Source organism: Paenibacillus dendritiformis (genome assembly GCF_021654795.1).
In the GTDB taxonomy this organism is placed as follows: domain Bacteria; phylum Bacillota; class Bacilli; order Paenibacillales; family Paenibacillaceae; genus Paenibacillus_B.
Genome location: NZ_AP025344.1, coordinates 1,013,475 through 1,029,366, shown reverse-complemented (window position 1 = coordinate 1,029,366; position 15,892 = coordinate 1,013,475). Strand labels below are relative to the sequence as shown.

Sequence of the window (15,892 nt, the reverse complement as noted above, 5' to 3'; positions counted from 1 at the left end):
CATAATGTCCTGCAAAGAAAATATCAAATAAAAAGGCGAGTATTACGCTTCACGTAAACCCGCCAGAGATGAATATGAAATATAAGACAAAATCAATTCTTATTGAAAAGAACAGTCAATAAGTTCAATAGTATTTATTATAATCACCATTTCTTTGTAAGTACTCCTCTATTTTGTTTATTTTTTTGTTTATTTTGTATAAAATTGGAGATATAAATAGTAAGAATAAAAAACAAGCACTAACTAACGGTATCATCACTACCCCCCTTATTTAAAATTTTTTTGTGACACTTTATCTGAGCAAAATTATTCACTTAAGGCTAAACATGAAATATAAAAATTCCATTATATAATAAATCATATAAATTATATCCTCAAAATGCAATATTGATCAGATGTTAAAAGAAAATGATTTATATTCTGAAACTTAGCATTATATTTCTTAATCTCCCGCCTAGCTTGCAAAACCTAAATACTCACCTATTCAACTTCTCCCCCAAAAACTTCACAATCCCGTCCTCCGCGTCCTGCGAGTATTCCCAGACCATCGCCCCGCCCAGGTCTTTGGCTTTGATGTATTTCACCTTTTCCGCCAGGGCTTCCTTGTCCTCATAGCTGATGAAGGTATTGCCGTTATAGAGGTAGGCCGTCTTGGCCTGATCGTCGTAGTAGCGCTTATAGCCGTTTTTGTTCAAGTAGGATTTCTCGATCGTTTTGTAGCTGAGATCCGTTTTGTCGATATCGATCGGCTTGCCGGGAGTGAAGGCGCCGTCCGTCTTGCTCTTGACGTCCTTCCAGCCGTAGGAATAGGCAGGGACGCCGAGCAGCAGCTTCTTGCTGTCAATCTCATGGTCCAGGTACATCGTGATGACTTGATCGATGCTGTGCTTGGCTTTCTTCTCGCGATCCGGATACAGATTGGAGTTGTACCCGGTCGTGTCCGACCATCTGCCGGTGAAGTCGTAGGTCATGACGTTGATGTAATCGACGTATTTTTCGACTTGTTTGACCTCGACATTTTGGAAATACCAGTCCTGGGTGCCCGAAGCGAAGGTGAGCAGATACTTTTTATTCTTTGGATGCGGCAGCCGGTACAGCTTCTCCCGTAATTCCTTCATGAGACTCGTGAAATTTTGCGTATCCTCGGGGCGCGCCTTCTGCGTATTCCAAGCGTGGAACGCCGGATATTCCCAGTCGATATCGACGCCGTCCAACTCAAGCTCCTTCACCATATTGATGATGCTCTCGGTGAACAGATAGCGGTTGCCGTCCAAGGAAGCGTCAGAGAAGCCATCCGCGCCATAGCCGCCCACCGCCAAGACCATTTTGGTCTTCGGATTATGCTGTTTCAGCTTTTTAATGTTTTCTTTGATCTGATCATTGGTCGCGCCGTCTTCATGAAAATAAATATTCGTGCCATCGATTTTGGCAAAAGCGATAAAGGCAATATCCACATTTTTTTCCGACAGCTTGATGTTCTTATAATCTTTCCATGCTTCCACATAGACCGCCGTGACTTTGCGATCCCCCGCGTTCGAGATTTGATAGAAATACAGGCCCATCCCGGCCAGCAGCACGACGATAAAGCATTTCGTCCACAGGTTTACTTTCATCGTTCTACCCTCTTCCGCCGAATAATACGTAGGTAACCAGTTTATTGAGATTGAGCACCTTGACGGTGATATAGCTGATGCTGAATATGGCTGCGATATTGACGAGCAGGCTGAGCGTCGCCTCCAGCACCGACGCCTGGACTTCCGTGCGGCCGGACACCAGCATTTCGATGAGCAGATGGATTAAATAGATGCTGAAGCTCGCCTTGGAAACCGAACTGATTAATTTCTGGATTTTATGATTCGCTTTTTCGCTGATCCGCTCTTCTTTTTCCTTGAAGTAAATAAACATGCCGGCCGCCATGAAGAAAGTGGTGATGGAATAGTTGCCGTAGAACATCTCATCCAGCACGCCGTTCCGCAGCGAGACGAAATACGTCGCGACCGGAGTCAGGAAGAAGGAGACGATGCCGAGATTGAATACGATATTTTTCGCCCGCGGCGTCAGATCGTAATGAAAGAGATAATATCCCAAAATAAAATAGCCCAGAAACCCCATAAAGAAAGGGATGTTCATGATCGGAATATTGATATATTGATCCGTGGCGCGAAAGACAGCGTCGGAGATAAAGCGATACGCGATGCTGACAATGAACCACAGCAGCAGATAATAGCGGAGATCCCGTTCGCTGCATGTTTTGATTAATTTGCTGATTAAGGGAACGGTCATATAAATCGCGATAATGGCATACAGGAACCACAAATGCACATAGGTTCGGTCCGTCAGCAGCCGATAGCCGAAATCCAGCACGAACTCGTAGGCCGTCATCTTGCTTTGTAAAATATAGTACTGATTGTACAAGCCATAAATGAGCGACCAGCTCACAAGCGGAATGAGCAAGGGGACGACTCTTTTTTTATAGAACTCCGGATATGATCGGATCTCGGTTCTCAGAATCATCGCCCCGCTAATCATGAAGAACACCGGAACGGCAAAGCGCGAGATCGAATTAAACAGATTGCTGATCCACCACGAAGCGGTGTTGAAATCATTCGAGCTGGTCAACAATTCCGCGGTAAAATGCAAAATATTAACGGCGATAATAGACAAAATTCGCAATATATCCACATATAAAATCCGTTTCGTGTGAAAAACGCTGCTCATGCGTGCTCCCCCATTCCATTAATTTGATCCGGCAGCGATGTTCTGGCTGATCGCGGCGACGCCTTTGCGCTCGACGAACCCCCAGCCTTCATCATTGTCAAAATATTTGAACGTCCCGGCAATATTAATGTAGAGCAGCAAATTCCGGTAAGTAAGCAATTCGTATTGGCTGAAGAGGAACATTTTCACATAGTCTTTGAACGAATACGTGCTTCCGAATTTTTTGCATAAGTATAAGGAGATCATAATCTGGGCCGCATTGAACACCAGGCTGATCAGCAGAAAAATAATCGCATGAATAAGATTTCCGCCTGCGATGAGAGCCTGGGCCACATAAAAGAGCGTCGTAAACGCCGAGAAGGTGCCCAGCATAAAGCCGTCGATCGCAAAAAACAGGCTTACGCCAGAGGAAAATTTTTGCGACAGCTTCGACCAGTAGATTAAGATGCAGTCGACAAACGCCTTTTGCCAGCGAATGCGCTGCTTGTAGAAGTTGGGCAGGTTCTCCGGACATTCGGTATAGCAGACCGCTTCCGGCGCGTACACCAGTTTTTTCTTCAACTGCTTCGCTTTCAAATACTCATGAATTTTCAACGTAATGTCGATGTCTTCTCCCACCGTGCTGCGGAATCCGTTCACCTGAATTAAGATCTCTTTGTAAAAAGCGCCGAATGCGCCTGAGATGACCACAATGGAATTAAAGACGGATTGCGTTAATTTGCGGACGTAGAAGCCGTGAATATAATTGATGATCTGGCTCTTAACAAGCCCTGTGCCACGGAATCTCTCCACGATGACGCCGTTCCGCTTCTCTGCGCCCTGGACAATTTTGACCGTGCCGCCCAGCGCAATCACATCGTCCTGATGAAAATATTGATTGACATATTTCAACGCGTTCGCTTCCAGCATACTGTCCGCATCCAACGTAATGACGATCTCCGAAGCGGCGCAATCGATGCCCGCATTGAGCGAGTCCGCCTTGCCGCCATTCAGCTTGTCGATGACAAAGATTCGGGGATACCGCCGGGAACGGTAACATCCCTTGATCGGTTTATAAGCCAACTGATTGTCCGCTTCCCGGTCATCCGGCTCCAATTCGAGCAGCTCGTCCAGCCTGGCGAAGGTGGCGTCCTTGGAACCGTCGTTGATGACGATGATTTCATAATTGTCGTAATGCAGGCCCGTCATGGCATCTATGCAATTCTTGATCGTAAGCTCCTCGTTATAGGCGGGCACGAGCACCGAAATCGACTTTTCCGCAAGATCGGGATTCAGCTTTTTCACCTTGCTGCACACCAATGGAATGATGGTATACAGAAGTTGAAACACCAGAAACGTGACAGCTGTTCCATAAAAAATGTACTGCATGGCACTCACTCCTTTTTCTCTCTAACATTGAGCTGATTTCTGGGTGCAATGCTCGTTTTTTGAGGTCAGAGCCAAGCTTCCTTGACGCCGATCTCAACAAACGGGAACAACTCCTCTCGCCTCCTTATTTACAGATTACGCCATTTCTACTAATCAACCTATCCTAATTGGCATGCAAAAGTAAAACCGCATGAAGAACCAAGAAAACGAATACATTGCGGCTTTTCAAATTCAGACTTTGGTTTGGGTCATTTTACCTCTAAATGTAATATTAATGTAAATGTTAAATATTTTTGTTCCTTACCACAATTGATGGGATAAATTTCTCTTGAGGAGGGGGAAATTCCTTGAATCCGGGAGCCAAACGGAATAAGCCTATTTTCATATTCGGCTCCGATTCCTTCTCAAAGCCACAAGCGGATTGGTTCGCGGCCGCATTGTATGTAGAAAAGCTTGGCTGAACCGGCAAGCCCGGCAGGGAGGGAGATACGTGAAGGTTATTGTCGGCATTTTCTACGTCAATCGGCTGGACTTGCTGTACCGGGCGGTAGGCAGCATCCGGCACTGCTGGCCGCACACGGTCGTCATCGACAATTCGCCGGGGCAGGAGCTGCGCCGGAATCCCGGCTTGTCTTCGATGGTCACGGTCTATGTCCCGCCCGTTCCCTTGTCGCACAGCCAGTCGCAGAACTTGCTGCAATATTGGGGGGCGGAACGGAACTGCGATGCCATATTGTATATGCACAGCGACGCGGAAGCGCATGAGGGGACACCCGAAGCCTTTTTGGCCATGTTGGAGCGCTGGCTGCAAGAAGGACACAGATGGGGCATCGCGTTTACCAACCTCGATACGCTGGCGGCATTCCGGATGGAGGCCGTGAAGACCGCGGGACCATGGGACACGGAGCTGCCGATGTACTTCTCGGATCAGGACTGGTACCGCAGAGTGCTTCTCTCCGGCTACGAGATCGCCCACACCGGCCTGGGCGTGACCCATCATAATGACGGGGCCTCAACGGTGAAGTCCGATCCATATTTGACGCTGCTCCACCAGGTGACATTTCCGCTCTACCATAGCTACTATCAACGGAAGTGGGGCGGGACGCTGGGGCAAGAATCCTATATCCTGCCCTTCGGCCAATATCCGGTGAACCCGGTTCCGAACTATTTGCGCGATAGCGAAGGAGAACCAGGGGATCATCATGCGATCTGACACAAATAACCCGCAATTCCGGCCTCTCCTTCAAGGAAAAGCTTGGCTTGCGGGTTGTCTTCATCATGGAGAATTGCCAGTTACGGGCCAGGAGCCTTAAAATTCGCTTGAGCGGTAGTCGAACGGATCGATCTGCTTCAATGCGCTTAACTCCCTGACTGTCGGCAGCGGAGTGAAGCGAAGCTCATCGTATTTGACCTCGAACCCGGTGTTCTGCACGACTTCTTCCAGGGAGGATGTCGGATGAATGCTCTCGAGCATCAGCATCCCGCCCTTCATCGCAAACACGCAGAGCGGAGTGACGATCCGCCATACATTGCCCCGTGTCGTCACGAAGTCGACCTTGCCGACGAAGGTGCGCCGATCATGCTTCGTCCGCCATATAATCGCCTTCCTCGCGGTCGGGATAAGCACGGCGCTCCCGGCTCCCCCAGGCAAGCGGACCTTCGGCTGATGGTAATCCCCGATGACGGAGGCGTTCACATTGCCCCGGGCATCGAACTGCACGCCGCCGAGAAAAGCGACATCCAGCCCGCCGCGCATCGACAGGTCGAAGACCTGATCCAGCGGAAAATACGCTTCCGCGCTGGCCAGCAAATCCGCCCCTGCGGACGAGTACGATGCCTTCTTAATGGAGGAAGGATTGACGCCCCCCGGAATGTTCAGATGGACCAGATTGGGCGCATGAAGCTGCCGGGCCAGCATCATGGCGACCATCGGCATCTGCGATGACACCCCGTGAAATACCGTCTCCCCGTCCTGCAGCATGCGGGCCATCGCACAGACCATGATGTCGCTGACCCGTCCTTGCTGCGAAGCCGCTTGCGTTTGATTCGACTGATTCACCACTGGCCACCTGCCTTCATCCCGCTTCGATCCTTGCTGTCGTAAGCCTGCACATACGCCTCAATCTCTGCCGCCGTCTTCATCTTTACGAACCGCTCCAGCATTTTGAAGTCCGCTTCATAGCTCTTGTCGCAGGAGCATGGCGCCGCGCCGCGCGGAGCGTGAACGACGGCCTCGACGAGGAAGCGAGGAATGTCGACGCTGTCGGGACGCATCCGCATCTTGCTCTTCGGCACGATCTTCTCGGTTGTCAAGATGACCCGCTTGGCTGCGCGGCTCATGAGCACATCCTCGAACTTCGGGCCGAGAATGACGGCGTTGCCGTCCTCGTCGCATTCCTGCACATGCAGCACGGCCACGTCAGGCACGATGGAGCGGACTACCGTGACAGGCTCATCTCCGAACGGACTCGTGATCGCCGCGAAATAGTCGTTGGCGGCGATCAGATCCCCCGCCTTCAATCCGGCCACCGGCATGAACGGAGCGCCCGCCGCCGCCGCGCGCAAGGCGCAGATGACCGTATAGCACGCATGCTCGCGCCCCTGCACCTCGCCTCGCTCCACCGCTTTGCGGTAATGCATCGCCAGGCCGTATTCGGTCTCGTAGCTGACGAAGCCCGCATCGACCGACTGCACGCAGCCTGCCGCGCACAGGAGATCGATATCATGCGCCCCCGCCGTCTTCACCAGCCGCAGCCGGCGCTTCCGCTGTCTCACCAGCTCCCGCACCATCGCCATCGGCGCGCGGTGGAGCACATTGCCGCCGAGAGCGAGGATGTCGCCGTCGCGAACCAGCGCGGCAGCTTCCTGGAGGGCGATTATTTTTCGACTCATTCGGTCCACCACCTATTTGATAGCATTGCATGCGATATGAACGGCATCCCAGACGCCGGCGAACGGCGGCGCGTAACAGAGATCGACCATGCCCATCTCCGCCGCCGTCATGCGGTTATGAATCGCGACCGCCAAAATGTCGATGCGGAGCACGACTCCTTTCTCCCCGATGCCCTGCGCGCCGAGCAGAACGCCTGATTTTTTCTCATAGATGAGCTTCAAATGAATCGGCGTCGGGTCGGGATAGTACTTCGGATGATCGGCGGCGCTGACCCATACCGTTCCATAATCGATGGCCAGCCGCTTCGCGTCCTCTTCCGACATTCCGGTGCGGCCAAGCTCCAGGCCCAACACTTTGATCGCGGCGCTGCCCAGCGTGCCGATGAATTTCTCATGCTTGCCCAGCAGATTCAAGCCCGTAATCCGCCCGCACTTGTTCGCCGTCGTGCCGAGCGGAATATACGTGTTCTCCTCCATGACGCGGCTGTATACTTCGGCGCAGTCCCCCGCCGCATAGATGTCCTCCACGCTTGTTCTCATCTCGCGATCGATAATAATGGCGCCGTTGCGGGCCAATCTTATGCCCGTCCCCTTCACGAAGCCGGTCGCCGGCTTGACTCCCGCCGACAGGATGACCATATCCGCCGGATAGGCGCCCTTGTCCGTGCGAATACCGGTCACCCGCTCCGTCCCTTCAATTGCCTCGACCTTCTCCCCGGTGTTCAGGCTGACGCCTTTGTCCGCCAATTCCCGGGAAGCGATGCCGGTAATCTCCGGGTCGAATGTCTTCAGGATGCGATCGCCCAGCTCGACGACCCGGACGCGCTTGCCGAGCTCGACCATCGCCTCGGCCACCTCGATGCCGATATATCCGCCGCCTACGATGACCACATCCCTCACGTCCGGCGAAGCGACCTTCTCCTTCAGCGCGATGCCGTCTTCCAGCGTCTTCAGCAGATGTACTCCAGGCAACTCCTTGCCCGGCAAGGGCGGCACGATCGGAACGGTCCCGGCCGCGATCATCAGCTTGTCGTAGTGGTCGAGGAACACCTTGTTCTTGTCGAGATCCTTCACCATAATCCGCTTCGACTCGGGAACAATCTTCAGGACTTCATGCCGCAGGCGGGTCTGAATGCCCGCTTGCTCGAACTGCTCCCGGGTGCGCGCGATCATTTTCCGGTAATCGTCGTTGGCGCCTGACACGTAGTATGGCAAGCCGCAGGCGCCGTAAGACAGGAAGCTCCCCTTCTCGTATACGACGACCTCCGTCTCCGGAGAGGTCCGCTTCACCTTGGATGCGGCGGACATGCCGGCGGCGACTCCGCCGATAATGATGATTTTCATAGGATCAGCCTCCTCCTTGCTGAATGGCGATAATGCGCGCTTCGGCACGCTGCAGCGCCTCATCCGCGCTTCTCCCCCTTGGAACGCCGCGGCAATTTCCTCGTACATCACGCCCGCTATCCTTCAATGGTTCATTCATCGGAATTCCTCCTCACCCGGCAGGCGGGGCCGCGGCGGGAAGCGCCGGTTCGCTGTCGATGATGCCGACCACAAGCGCGTCGATCGGCGCCGGCTTCGTCAGCGCCTGTTGAATATTGCTGCCTTCCGCCACCAGCACAAGCTGATCGAGACCGGCTCCGATGGTGTCGGCCGCGACGATATACGCCTTCGGCTCGGTATAGCATAATTCAATGAGGAGAAGCTTGTAGCCCTGAAGCCCGTCATATTTGCGGGAGGAAACCATGTTGCCCACCACTTTGCCCATCTTCATCGCCATAAGCCTCGCTTTCACCGCAATATTTCTAACGCGTCTCCCTGCTTGATGCCGAAGGCATTGGAATCATCCGTATCGATATGCATTTCCAGGGCGTAGTCCTCCCGCACCTTGATCGATACATGATCCATAATGCCGCCTTTGTCGCCCGGCACCTTCACCTGCACCTTCTGCCCATGCCGCACGCCATACGCAAGGGCATCGGCAGGCGTCATATGAATATGGCGCTCGGCGATGATGCATCCTTGCGCCAGCGTCACGGCGCCGTGCGGACCGACGAGCTGCACGCCCGGAGAATCTTCGATCCGGCCCGACTCGCGAACGGGCGGTTGAACGCCCAGCTTGCGCGCTTCGCTGGCCGCAATCTCCACCTGCGTATGCTTGCGGAACGGCCCGAGAATGCGGACGTTCTCAATCGTCCCCTTCGGGCCGACAACCGTCACCTTCTCGTTCGCCGCGAACTGGCCGGGCTGAGAAATATCCTTGAACTTGGTCAGCGGCTTGCCCTGGCCGAACAGCAGCTCCATATCGGCTTGCGACAGATGCACATGACGGGCAGAGACGCCGACAGGCACGAAGCGGAGCGGCTCACGGGCAGGAGCCAAGCCGCAGCGTTCCAGTTCTTCCATCACCAATCGCTTAATATAATCCGTCAGTTCCTTATTAACCTGTTCTGTCATCTTTATCACCGCCATGATGGGTTGGCGGGCAGGATGCGGGCGCCGCCTCTTGGCAGACGTGGAATGACGAGGCACAATCGCGAACTCGCCTGCGCTCTGCGCCGCTTCCGCACGGCCCTACAGCATCGCATCGCCGCCGCGCAAAGCCGCTTGTCTCGCCCCATTCCTGAGGCTTCCTTCCTGCCCAGCCTTCTTCTTGCCGGGTTCATGGATTGTCTTGTCCGAATGAGCGGTTATCCCGCTTATTTCAGGGAAGGAAGAATTTTCAACACATCGCTGTGCGGACGAGGAATCACATGCGCCGCCACCAGCTCGCCCAACCGCTGCACGGCTTCGGCCCCCACCTCGGTCGCGGCCTTGACCGCGCCGACATCGCCGCGAACGATGACCGTCACCAGTCCGGATCCGATTTTCTCCGTGCCTACAATCTCCACATTCGCCGCCTTCAGCATCGCATCCGCCGCCTCGATCGCCGCCGTCAAGCCTCTCGTCTCGATAATCCCCAATGATTCGTTCATTTGGATAGCCTCCTTGTGGATATGAAAATGAAGTTCATTGATGCCGGTCTTGCCCGGCTTACTTCCCTGCGGCAATCAGCTTCGCCACGTCGCCATGCGGACGCGGGATGACATGAACGGCAACCAATTCGCCCACGCGCTGCGCCGCCTCGGCACCGACCTCCGCAGCGGCCTTGACCGCGCCGACATCGCCTTGAACCATAACCGACACGAGTCCGGAACCGATTTTCTCCGTTCCCGCAATCTCCACATTCGCCGCCTTCAGCATGGCGTCCGCCGCTTCTATCGCCGCCGTCAAGCCTCTTGTCTCCACAATCGCCAATGCTTGGTTCATCTCATTGTTCCTCCTTCATCTTGTTCTTTTCTGCCGCGGCCGGCCGGGAGCTTTTCCGCGTTGACGGGGTCTTCGTTCCGGCTGGGGCACCCGTCTCAACGTCCGCATCGGCAGCCGGAACCGTATTCGCCTTCGCTTCGCTGACAGCCGGATCCGAAGACGATGCCTTGCCTGCGTCTAAGGCCGTTTCCGCTGCTGCCTTGCCTGCATCCCATGCCCCAGCTGCCCCCGATCCCGCCGCCCCGGCACGCTCTTCTTCCCCCGCCTGTCTAGGCATAATGAACTTCATTATCTCCGCGTGAGGCTTCAGGATGACCGCCGCATGGGCGAGCGGATTGACCGCTTTGCCGGCACATACCGCCTTGGCCGCCTCCACCGCCGCCTTCACGTTGGCGACATCGCCGCCGATGATGATCGTCACCAGCCTGCCGCCCAAGGCCTTCTCGCTAGCGAGCCATTCCACCTGGGCCGCCTTGCTCATCGCATCGGTCATCTCCAGCGCCGTCGCGAAATAGCGGGCCTCGATTACGCCAATCGCATCGTACGTCATTCCCGGGTTCCCTCCGTTCCATTGCGAGGCAGCAGCTCGGCGAGCCCGTCATCCGGATTGTTGATGACATGGACGGCGACAAGTTCCCCCGTATTCTGCGCTTCCAGCGCTCCAATCTCGAGTGCGGCCTGAACGGAATCCAGCTTGCCCTCAATGAGTACCGTCACGATGCCCGCTCCTGATTTCTCAATGCTGACTACGGTAATATAAGCGCACTTCATCATCATGTCCGCCGCGCGGATAGCCGGGGTGATGCCTATCGTTTCTATCATGCCAAGAGATTGCTTCCCTTCTCGCTTCATGCCGCCCCCTCCCCTTCTTGCCGGGAAGCCTGGCCCGTTCCTGCCCATTGCCGGACATGGTCCGCCGGCTTCCCGTCTATCTCACCGCTACTTTGCCCTGCTTCAGCAAGGAGGCGATGCCGGGGCTGCCTGACGTAATGCACTTCGTAATCACTTGATCCCCGCGCAAATACGTCAACGCCTCTTCCCGCGCCGCCGCGAGCGCCGTCTGCACATGACTGACCGTGCCGCTGAACTTGACTTGAACCATCAACGGGATCGACGTCTCCATGTTCTCCGGCGGGTTATTCGCGTCAATTCCTAGAATATGCACGTCAGCCGCCTTGCAGGCTTTGTCCATCACCGCCAGGGCCACGCTGTAGCCTTGAACCTCCACGAATCCCAATGCTTTGCCGTCTGCCATCGTCATCTACCCCTCTTGCCCGGAATTATCCCCGACGTCAGATGTTCAGGTTCAGCGCTCCGCAAGAACGCTTCGCATCTTCCGCGTGAACGTGCGGGCCGATGTCAAGCCTTCGCCCGTCGGCCCGGCGATTGTCATCGTCGTGAAGCCTTCTCCGCCGGAACCGACACCCGCGAGCGACGAGGCGTTCTTGACGAAGATCGTCGTGCCGATCGCGCGCTCGAAGGCGGCGAGATTCGCCACATTCGTGGAATGCATCAATGCCGTATGCCGATTGCCGTGCTCCGCCAGGACGGCGAGGCGAATCGCCTCCTCCAGATCGCTCACGCGCACGATCGGCAGTATCGGCATCATCTGCTCCAGCTGCACGAACGGATGGCCGAAGTCGACCTCGCAGATAAGCAGCTTGACCTCCTTGCCGGGAACGACGCCGATCTTCTCCAAAAACAAAGCCGCATCCTTCCCAATCCACTCCTTCGCGGTGCGGTACTCGCGCTTCGCGTCCAGCGAGCAACCGCTGGCCGTCCCGCTCTCGTTCGCTTCCAGCGCGAAGCTCATCACCTGTTCGAGCTCGCGGTCGTCCAGCCGGTATGCGCCGTGATTCAGCATGTGGAACAGCAGATCGTCCGCCACCTTGTCCACGACGAACACCTCCTTCTCCGCAATGCAGAGAATGTTGTTCTCGAAGGAAGCGCCCGCGATAATTTCTTTGGCGGCCCGCTCGATGTCGGCGGTGTCATCCACGACGACGGGAGGATTGCCCGCCCCCGCGCCGATCGCTTTCTTGCCCGAGCGCAGCAGCGCTCTCACCAATCCGGGGCCGCCTGTTCCTACGAGCAGGTCCACCTTCGGCGATTGCGCAATCGCATCCAGCGTGTCCTTGGTCGGTTCCTTCACCATCGTGACCAGGTTTGCCGGCCCGCCCGCCTCTTGCACCGCCCGGTTGATCATTTGCACCGCGTAGGCGCAGCAGGCCTTGGAGGACGGATGCACATTGAAGACGACCGCATTCCCTGCCGCCAGCATCCCGATCGCGTTGTTGATGACCGTCTCGACCGGATTCGTCACCGGCGTCACGGCGCCGATAACGCCGAACGGGCCTTCCTTCAGCAGCGTAAGTCCGTCATCGCCTGTAAACGCTTTCGAAATCAAGTCTTCGGTGCCGGGCGTCTTGGTGGCGGTCAGCTCCAGCTTCGCGATTTTGTCCTCATAGCGGCCGAGCTTCGTCTCCTTCCAGGTCATGCTCGCCAACACGTCCTTCTGCTCGAGCGTCGCGCGGCGAATGGCGGCGATGAACCGCTCCCGATCCTGCAGACTGAACTGCCGGACATAGGCCGCCTGCGCCTCGGAAGTCGCATCAATGGCTGCTTCCGCCCCGGCGAAGACGCCCCGTTCGCCTCCCTTCTCCTTATCCGCAGTCGAACCGCCCGTCTCCTCCGCTTCCGGCCGCGTCTGCCCGGCCTCTGCATGCCCAACATTCGCATACCTGGCATTCCCAACCCCGGCCTCTGCATGTTGAGTCTTTCTGCCCGGCAAGCTCTGCTCGATATTTTTCAGCACGCCTTGAATAATGCTCTGGATATCCGATTCCGATAGCTTGATGCCCACTTCGTTCACCCCTTCTATTGAAGCTTCTGAAGCACTTGTTCCGTAACTCTGGCGACAATCTGACTGATGATGTCTTCCTTGTCGGCTTCGCTCATCGCCTGCGCTTCCGCGCGGCTCGGCTTCACGGCCCCCTCCGGCTTGCAGGCTGGCATCCCTCCGCTGTGAATGCCCATCTTCTTGCGAATCTCGATGAGGTCGGACACTTGACGGCAATTCAGCTCATTCGCCTGCTCGATGATTTTGCCGGAGTACATCAGCATCAGCGCGTAATGCTCCAGCGACTCCAGGCGATAATAGGCTTCGATGATGTCCTTGCCCCAGGTCAACGCGCCGTGATTGGCCAAGAGCACCGCATTGTAATCCTTGCAGAACGGAGCGATCGAGTCCGGCACCTCCTGCGTCCCCGGCGTCGCATACGGCGCGACCGGGACCGTTCCCAGAATGACGACCGCCTCCGGGGATACGGCCTGATCGAGATCGATGCCCGCGATGGCGAACGAGGTCGCCACCGGCGGATGCGCATGCGTGACCGCGCGCACGTCCGGATTCTCCGCATAGACCCGCAAATGCATCTTAATCTCGGAAGACGGCTTCCGGCTGCCGGCCAGCACCTTCCCGTCCAAGTCCAGCTTGACGAGCATGTCGGGGGTCATGAACCCTTTGCTTACTCCTGTCGGCGTGGCCCAGATCGTGTTGGGACCGGTTTTTACCGTAATGTTCCCGTCGTTGGCAGCCACGAAATTTTTGAGGTACATTCTTCGGCCGATTTCACAGATCATTTTCTTCGCTTCAAAATCAGAATAGTAGGGTGTTGCTTGGGTTAGCACGATGTCACCTCCTGTAGATTCCCTGAAAGCGCATGCCTGATTGAGGTTTGTTCAAAAAGTTCGCTTTTGAACACATCCTTTATGTCATTTATTTTCCTACTTCATACGTTGTTTGTCAATGTTTTATTTTGACTCTTATTGTTTTATGTTTGTTTTCTGGACACAAAATTCATCATTCTTCTACTTTTTATTCTATTTTTAGCTTGAATCAGGTCCTTATCGGCACGAAAACGAGAACCACCCCATAAAACACAGCACTTTTATCAGGAGGAAAGTATGTTATACTTAATGGAAAACAATAAAATGTCTGTTTTTAGGAGCGAATAGATCATGTTACCAGTAGCCAGAAAAGCCAAAATCAAAGAAATCATCATGGAGCAGAAGAGCGTGACCGTCGCCGCGCTCACTTCCCTGTTCAACGTCACGGAAGAAACGATCCGCCGCGACTTGAAGCAGCTGGAGGACGAGGGCGTTCTGATACGCACGTACGGGGGAGCCTATGTTCCGGACGGGGTGCAGAACGACGTGAATGTCAACCTGCGGGAGCATATCCACGTCGACGGCAAGAAGCGCATGGCCGAGCGGTGCGCGGAATTCATCGCCAACGGCGACTCCATCTTCTTGGATGCGTCGACGACGTCGCTCTATATCGCGCAGCAGTTGGAGAATAAGCGCATCACGGTCGTGACCAATTCGCTCAAAATCGCTAACGCCCTGCTCGATCACGGCAATGTCCATCTCGTCATGATTGGGGGAGGCATCTCTTCGAGCTCCATGTCCGCGCTCGGGCGGAACGCCGAACTGAATATGAACAGCTATTTCTTCGACCTCGCCTTCATCTCATGCCGCTCCGTCAGCATGCAGCACGGCATCACCGATTCGAACGAGCAGCAGGCGGAGGTGCGCCGGCTCGCGGTCGAGCGCGCGAACAAGGTCTATCTCGTCGCGGACTTCACGAAGTTCGACCGCACCTCCTTCGCCAGCATTTGTCCGCTTGATCGCATCCATACGCTCGTCACCGACAAGCAGCTGGGAGAGGATTGGCACGAGTTCCTCGATTCGCGCAATATCTCGCTGCATGAATGTGTATAAGGAAGCCCAGGCGGCGATGCCGTTGAGTCCAACAGAATCCAACGCAGAGAAGAAGGGGGCGTCCCACAAGTAGTATTTCACTACAGTGAGACAGCCCCCTGCTTCTCAAAAACTCGACTTCCCGAAAAACTCACAAATACACCTTTTCTTTTTGACGTGTACTCCGTTACTGGGAATCCTGCAAAACGGCATCAATTTCTGACGATCCAATCGAGAAAAGACAAAAATCGGTGAACATCATGTATTTTTCAGGCTGTTGGACAACCCCTGTTCTTTACGAAGGGGTGGAGATGTCCATTTTCCTACTCAAAACTTGGCATCATTGCCTCCTGGAAGCATTGCTCCTCCTGCGGCTGGAACATGTCGAAGGAATTGCTGCTATTTTACAGGAATTTCGGCTCAATGAATCCACATCCCAAGGAATTGCTGCAAATCTACATCATTTTAGGCCCTTTTGCTTCAAGCCGATGCGAAACGGGTGAAATTCCTGCAGTTTTGCAGGATTCCCTTTCTGGTAAAGTCGTCCATATCGAATTGCTGTAATTACGCAGCATTTCGCTGACCGAATAGGCGTATCTGGAGAAATCGTACAGTTTTGCGGATTTCGCCTACTGGATAGACGTGTCTGTGGGAAATGGTGCCGTTTTCTGGCCGTTGGAAAACCCCTGTTTTTACGAAGGGGTGGAGATTGTCCATTTTCCTACTCAAAACTTGGCACCCATAGCGTTTTAAACCGATTTTTTACTGAGGCAAGATCCACCACATAAAAAATGAAGTGCAAAAAAATTCCTTGGACTTTCTCAACAGCCTGATTTTTGCAGGA

The 15,892-nt window shown here is 54.6% G+C and carries 19 protein-coding genes; 3 read left to right on the top strand and 16 right to left on the bottom strand.

Annotation, left to right across the window (positions count from 1 at the left end):
• Positions 1–476: 476 nt before the first annotated feature.
• The 3 genes from L6439_RS04470 to L6439_RS04460 are packed head-to-tail and all read right to left on the bottom strand — an operon-like array spanning position 477 to position 4,086.
• The gene (locus L6439_RS04470; RefSeq protein ID WP_213471071.1) at positions 477–1,613 is read right to left on the bottom strand and encodes a glycoside hydrolase family 18 protein; all 1,137 of its coding nucleotides are present in this window, start codon (positions 1,611–1,613) and stop codon (positions 477–479) included.
• Positions 1,614–1,617: 4 nt separating this feature from the next.
• Positions 1,618–2,718: an acyltransferase gene (locus tag L6439_RS04465; protein WP_213471070.1), complete on the bottom strand. Its 1,101-nt coding sequence runs from the start codon at positions 2,716–2,718 to the stop codon at positions 1,618–1,620.
• 18 nt (positions 2,719–2,736) lie between these two features.
• The gene (locus tag L6439_RS04460) at positions 2,737–4,086 is read right to left on the bottom strand and encodes a glycosyltransferase family 2 protein (RefSeq protein ID WP_168181062.1); all 1,350 of its coding nucleotides are present in this window, start codon (positions 4,084–4,086) and stop codon (positions 2,737–2,739) included.
• A 490-nt stretch (positions 4,087–4,576) separates the two neighbouring features.
• Between L6439_RS04460 and L6439_RS04455 the strand changes: the two genes are divergently transcribed.
• Positions 4,577–5,299, top strand: coding sequence for a glycosyltransferase family 2 protein (locus tag L6439_RS04455; protein WP_213471069.1), 723 nt, complete (start codon positions 4,577–4,579; stop codon positions 5,297–5,299).
• A gap of 96 nt (positions 5,300–5,395) precedes the next feature.
• Here L6439_RS04455 and L6439_RS04450 read toward each other — a convergent pair whose 3' ends face one another.
• From L6439_RS04450 to L6439_RS04395, 13 genes are all read right to left on the bottom strand, one after another.
• A complete protein-coding gene (locus tag L6439_RS04450) occupies positions 5,396–6,145 on the bottom strand; it encodes a CoA-transferase subunit beta (protein WP_237096743.1) in 750 nt (249 codons plus the stop codon).
• Entirely contained in the window at positions 6,142–6,978 is an 837-nt protein-coding gene (locus tag L6439_RS04445; RefSeq protein WP_213471068.1) for a CoA transferase subunit A, read from the bottom strand. Before L6439_RS04445 ends, L6439_RS04450 begins: the two co-directional genes overlap by 4 nt.
• A 12-nt stretch (positions 6,979–6,990) precedes the next feature.
• The gene (locus tag L6439_RS04440; RefSeq protein WP_213471067.1) at positions 6,991–8,322 is read right to left on the bottom strand and encodes a CoA-disulfide reductase; all 1,332 of its coding nucleotides are present in this window, start codon (positions 8,320–8,322) and stop codon (positions 6,991–6,993) included.
• A 4-nt stretch (positions 8,323–8,326) separates the two neighbouring features.
• Positions 8,327–8,461, bottom strand: a complete 135-nt coding sequence (locus tag L6439_RS29265; protein ID WP_269155978.1) for a hypothetical protein — start codon at positions 8,459–8,461, stop codon at positions 8,327–8,329.
• Positions 8,462–8,473: 12 nt separating this feature from the next.
• Positions 8,474–8,752 (bottom strand): EutN/CcmL family microcompartment protein, encoded by a 279-nt coding sequence (locus L6439_RS04435; RefSeq protein WP_237096742.1) that lies wholly within the window; start codon positions 8,750–8,752, stop codon positions 8,474–8,476.
• A gap of 17 nt (positions 8,753–8,769) precedes the next feature.
• Complete coding sequence (gene pduL / locus L6439_RS04430; RefSeq protein WP_213471066.1) at positions 8,770–9,435, bottom strand: phosphate propanoyltransferase; 666 nt, start codon at positions 9,433–9,435, stop codon at positions 8,770–8,772.
• Positions 9,436–9,677: 242 nt separating this feature from the next.
• The gene (locus L6439_RS04425; RefSeq protein ID WP_087440596.1) at positions 9,678–9,953 is read right to left on the bottom strand and encodes a BMC domain-containing protein; all 276 of its coding nucleotides are present in this window, start codon (positions 9,951–9,953) and stop codon (positions 9,678–9,680) included.
• A 58-nt stretch (positions 9,954–10,011) separates the two neighbouring features.
• Positions 10,012–10,287, bottom strand: a complete 276-nt coding sequence (locus L6439_RS04420; protein WP_087440595.1) for a BMC domain-containing protein — start codon at positions 10,285–10,287, stop codon at positions 10,012–10,014.
• Position 10,288: 1 nt separating this feature from the next.
• The gene (locus L6439_RS04415) at positions 10,289–10,837 is read right to left on the bottom strand and encodes a BMC domain-containing protein (RefSeq protein WP_213471065.1); all 549 of its coding nucleotides are present in this window, start codon (positions 10,835–10,837) and stop codon (positions 10,289–10,291) included.
• Positions 10,834–11,139: a BMC domain-containing protein gene (locus L6439_RS04410; protein WP_168181584.1), complete on the bottom strand. Its 306-nt coding sequence runs from the start codon at positions 11,137–11,139 to the stop codon at positions 10,834–10,836. The genes L6439_RS04415 and L6439_RS04410 overlap by 4 nt, the downstream gene beginning before the upstream one ends.
• A gap of 76 nt (positions 11,140–11,215) precedes the next feature.
• Positions 11,216–11,542 carry a BMC domain-containing protein gene (locus L6439_RS04405; RefSeq protein WP_168181583.1) on the bottom strand — a complete coding sequence of 109 codons (327 nt, stop codon included), beginning with the start codon at positions 11,540–11,542 and terminating at the stop codon, positions 11,216–11,218.
• A 51-nt stretch (positions 11,543–11,593) separates the two neighbouring features.
• A complete protein-coding gene (locus L6439_RS04400; protein WP_213471064.1) occupies positions 11,594–13,150 on the bottom strand; it encodes an aldehyde dehydrogenase family protein in 1,557 nt (518 codons plus the stop codon).
• A gap of 14 nt (positions 13,151–13,164) precedes the next feature.
• Positions 13,165–13,929 (bottom strand): class II aldolase/adducin family protein, encoded by a 765-nt coding sequence (locus L6439_RS04395; protein WP_168181588.1) that lies wholly within the window; start codon positions 13,927–13,929, stop codon positions 13,165–13,167.
• A gap of 378 nt (positions 13,930–14,307) precedes the next feature.
• Between L6439_RS04395 and L6439_RS04390 the strand changes: the two genes are divergently transcribed.
• Both L6439_RS04390 and L6439_RS04385 read left to right on the top strand, forming a co-directional pair.
• Positions 14,308–15,069 carry a DeoR/GlpR family DNA-binding transcription regulator gene (locus tag L6439_RS04390; protein WP_168181581.1) on the top strand — a complete coding sequence of 254 codons (762 nt, stop codon included), beginning with the start codon at positions 14,308–14,310 and terminating at the stop codon, positions 15,067–15,069.
• A 402-nt stretch (positions 15,070–15,471) separates the two neighbouring features.
• Complete coding sequence (locus L6439_RS04385; protein ID WP_213471063.1) at positions 15,472–15,612, top strand: hypothetical protein; 141 nt, start codon at positions 15,472–15,474, stop codon at positions 15,610–15,612.
• Positions 15,613–15,892 lie beyond the last annotated feature (280 nt).

What these genes read in the sequence shown, in the direction of transcription:
- L6439_RS04470 (WP_213471071.1), bottom strand. Translation starts at nt 1,613, where the DNA reads ATGAAAGTAAACCTGTGGACGAAATGCTTTATCGTCGTGCTGCTGGCC.
- L6439_RS04465 (WP_213471070.1), bottom strand. Translation starts at nt 2,718, where the DNA reads ATGAGCAGCGTTTTTCACACGAAACGGATTTTATATGTGGATATATTG.
- L6439_RS04460 (WP_168181062.1), bottom strand. Translation starts at nt 4,086, where the DNA reads ATGCAGTACATTTTTTATGGAACAGCTGTCACGTTTCTGGTGTTTCAA.
- L6439_RS04445 (WP_213471068.1), bottom strand. Translation starts at nt 6,978, where the DNA reads ATGAGTCGAAAAATAATCGCCCTCCAGGAAGCTGCCGCGCTGGTTCGC.
- L6439_RS04440 (WP_213471067.1), bottom strand. Translation starts at nt 8,322, where the DNA reads ATGAAAATCATCATTATCGGCGGAGTCGCCGCCGGCATGTCCGCCGCA.
- L6439_RS29265 (WP_269155978.1), bottom strand. Translation starts at nt 8,461, where the DNA reads ATGAATGAACCATTGAAGGATAGCGGGCGTGATGTACGAGGAAATTGC.
- L6439_RS04435 (WP_237096742.1), bottom strand. Translation starts at nt 8,752, where the DNA reads ATGAAGATGGGCAAAGTGGTGGGCAACATGGTTTCCTCCCGCAAATAT.
- pduL (WP_213471066.1), bottom strand. Translation starts at nt 9,435, where the DNA reads ATGACAGAACAGGTTAATAAGGAACTGACGGATTATATTAAGCGATTG.
- L6439_RS04425 (WP_087440596.1), bottom strand. Translation starts at nt 9,953, where the DNA reads ATGAACGAATCATTGGGGATTATCGAGACGAGAGGCTTGACGGCGGCG.
- L6439_RS04420 (WP_087440595.1), bottom strand. Translation starts at nt 10,287, where the DNA reads ATGAACCAAGCATTGGCGATTGTGGAGACAAGAGGCTTGACGGCGGCG.
- L6439_RS04415 (WP_213471065.1), bottom strand. Translation starts at nt 10,837, where the DNA reads ATGACGTACGATGCGATTGGCGTAATCGAGGCCCGCTATTTCGCGACG.
- L6439_RS04410 (WP_168181584.1), bottom strand. Translation starts at nt 11,139, where the DNA reads ATGAAGCGAGAAGGGAAGCAATCTCTTGGCATGATAGAAACGATAGGC.
- L6439_RS04405 (WP_168181583.1), bottom strand. Translation starts at nt 11,542, where the DNA reads ATGGCAGACGGCAAAGCATTGGGATTCGTGGAGGTTCAAGGCTACAGC.
- L6439_RS04395 (WP_168181588.1), bottom strand. Translation starts at nt 13,929, where the DNA reads ATGATCTGTGAAATCGGCCGAAGAATGTACCTCAAAAATTTCGTGGCT.
- L6439_RS04390 (WP_168181581.1), top strand. Translation starts at nt 14,308, where the DNA reads ATGTTACCAGTAGCCAGAAAAGCCAAAATCAAAGAAATCATCATGGAG.
- L6439_RS04385 (WP_213471063.1), top strand. Translation starts at nt 15,472, where the DNA reads ATGAATCCACATCCCAAGGAATTGCTGCAAATCTACATCATTTTAGGC.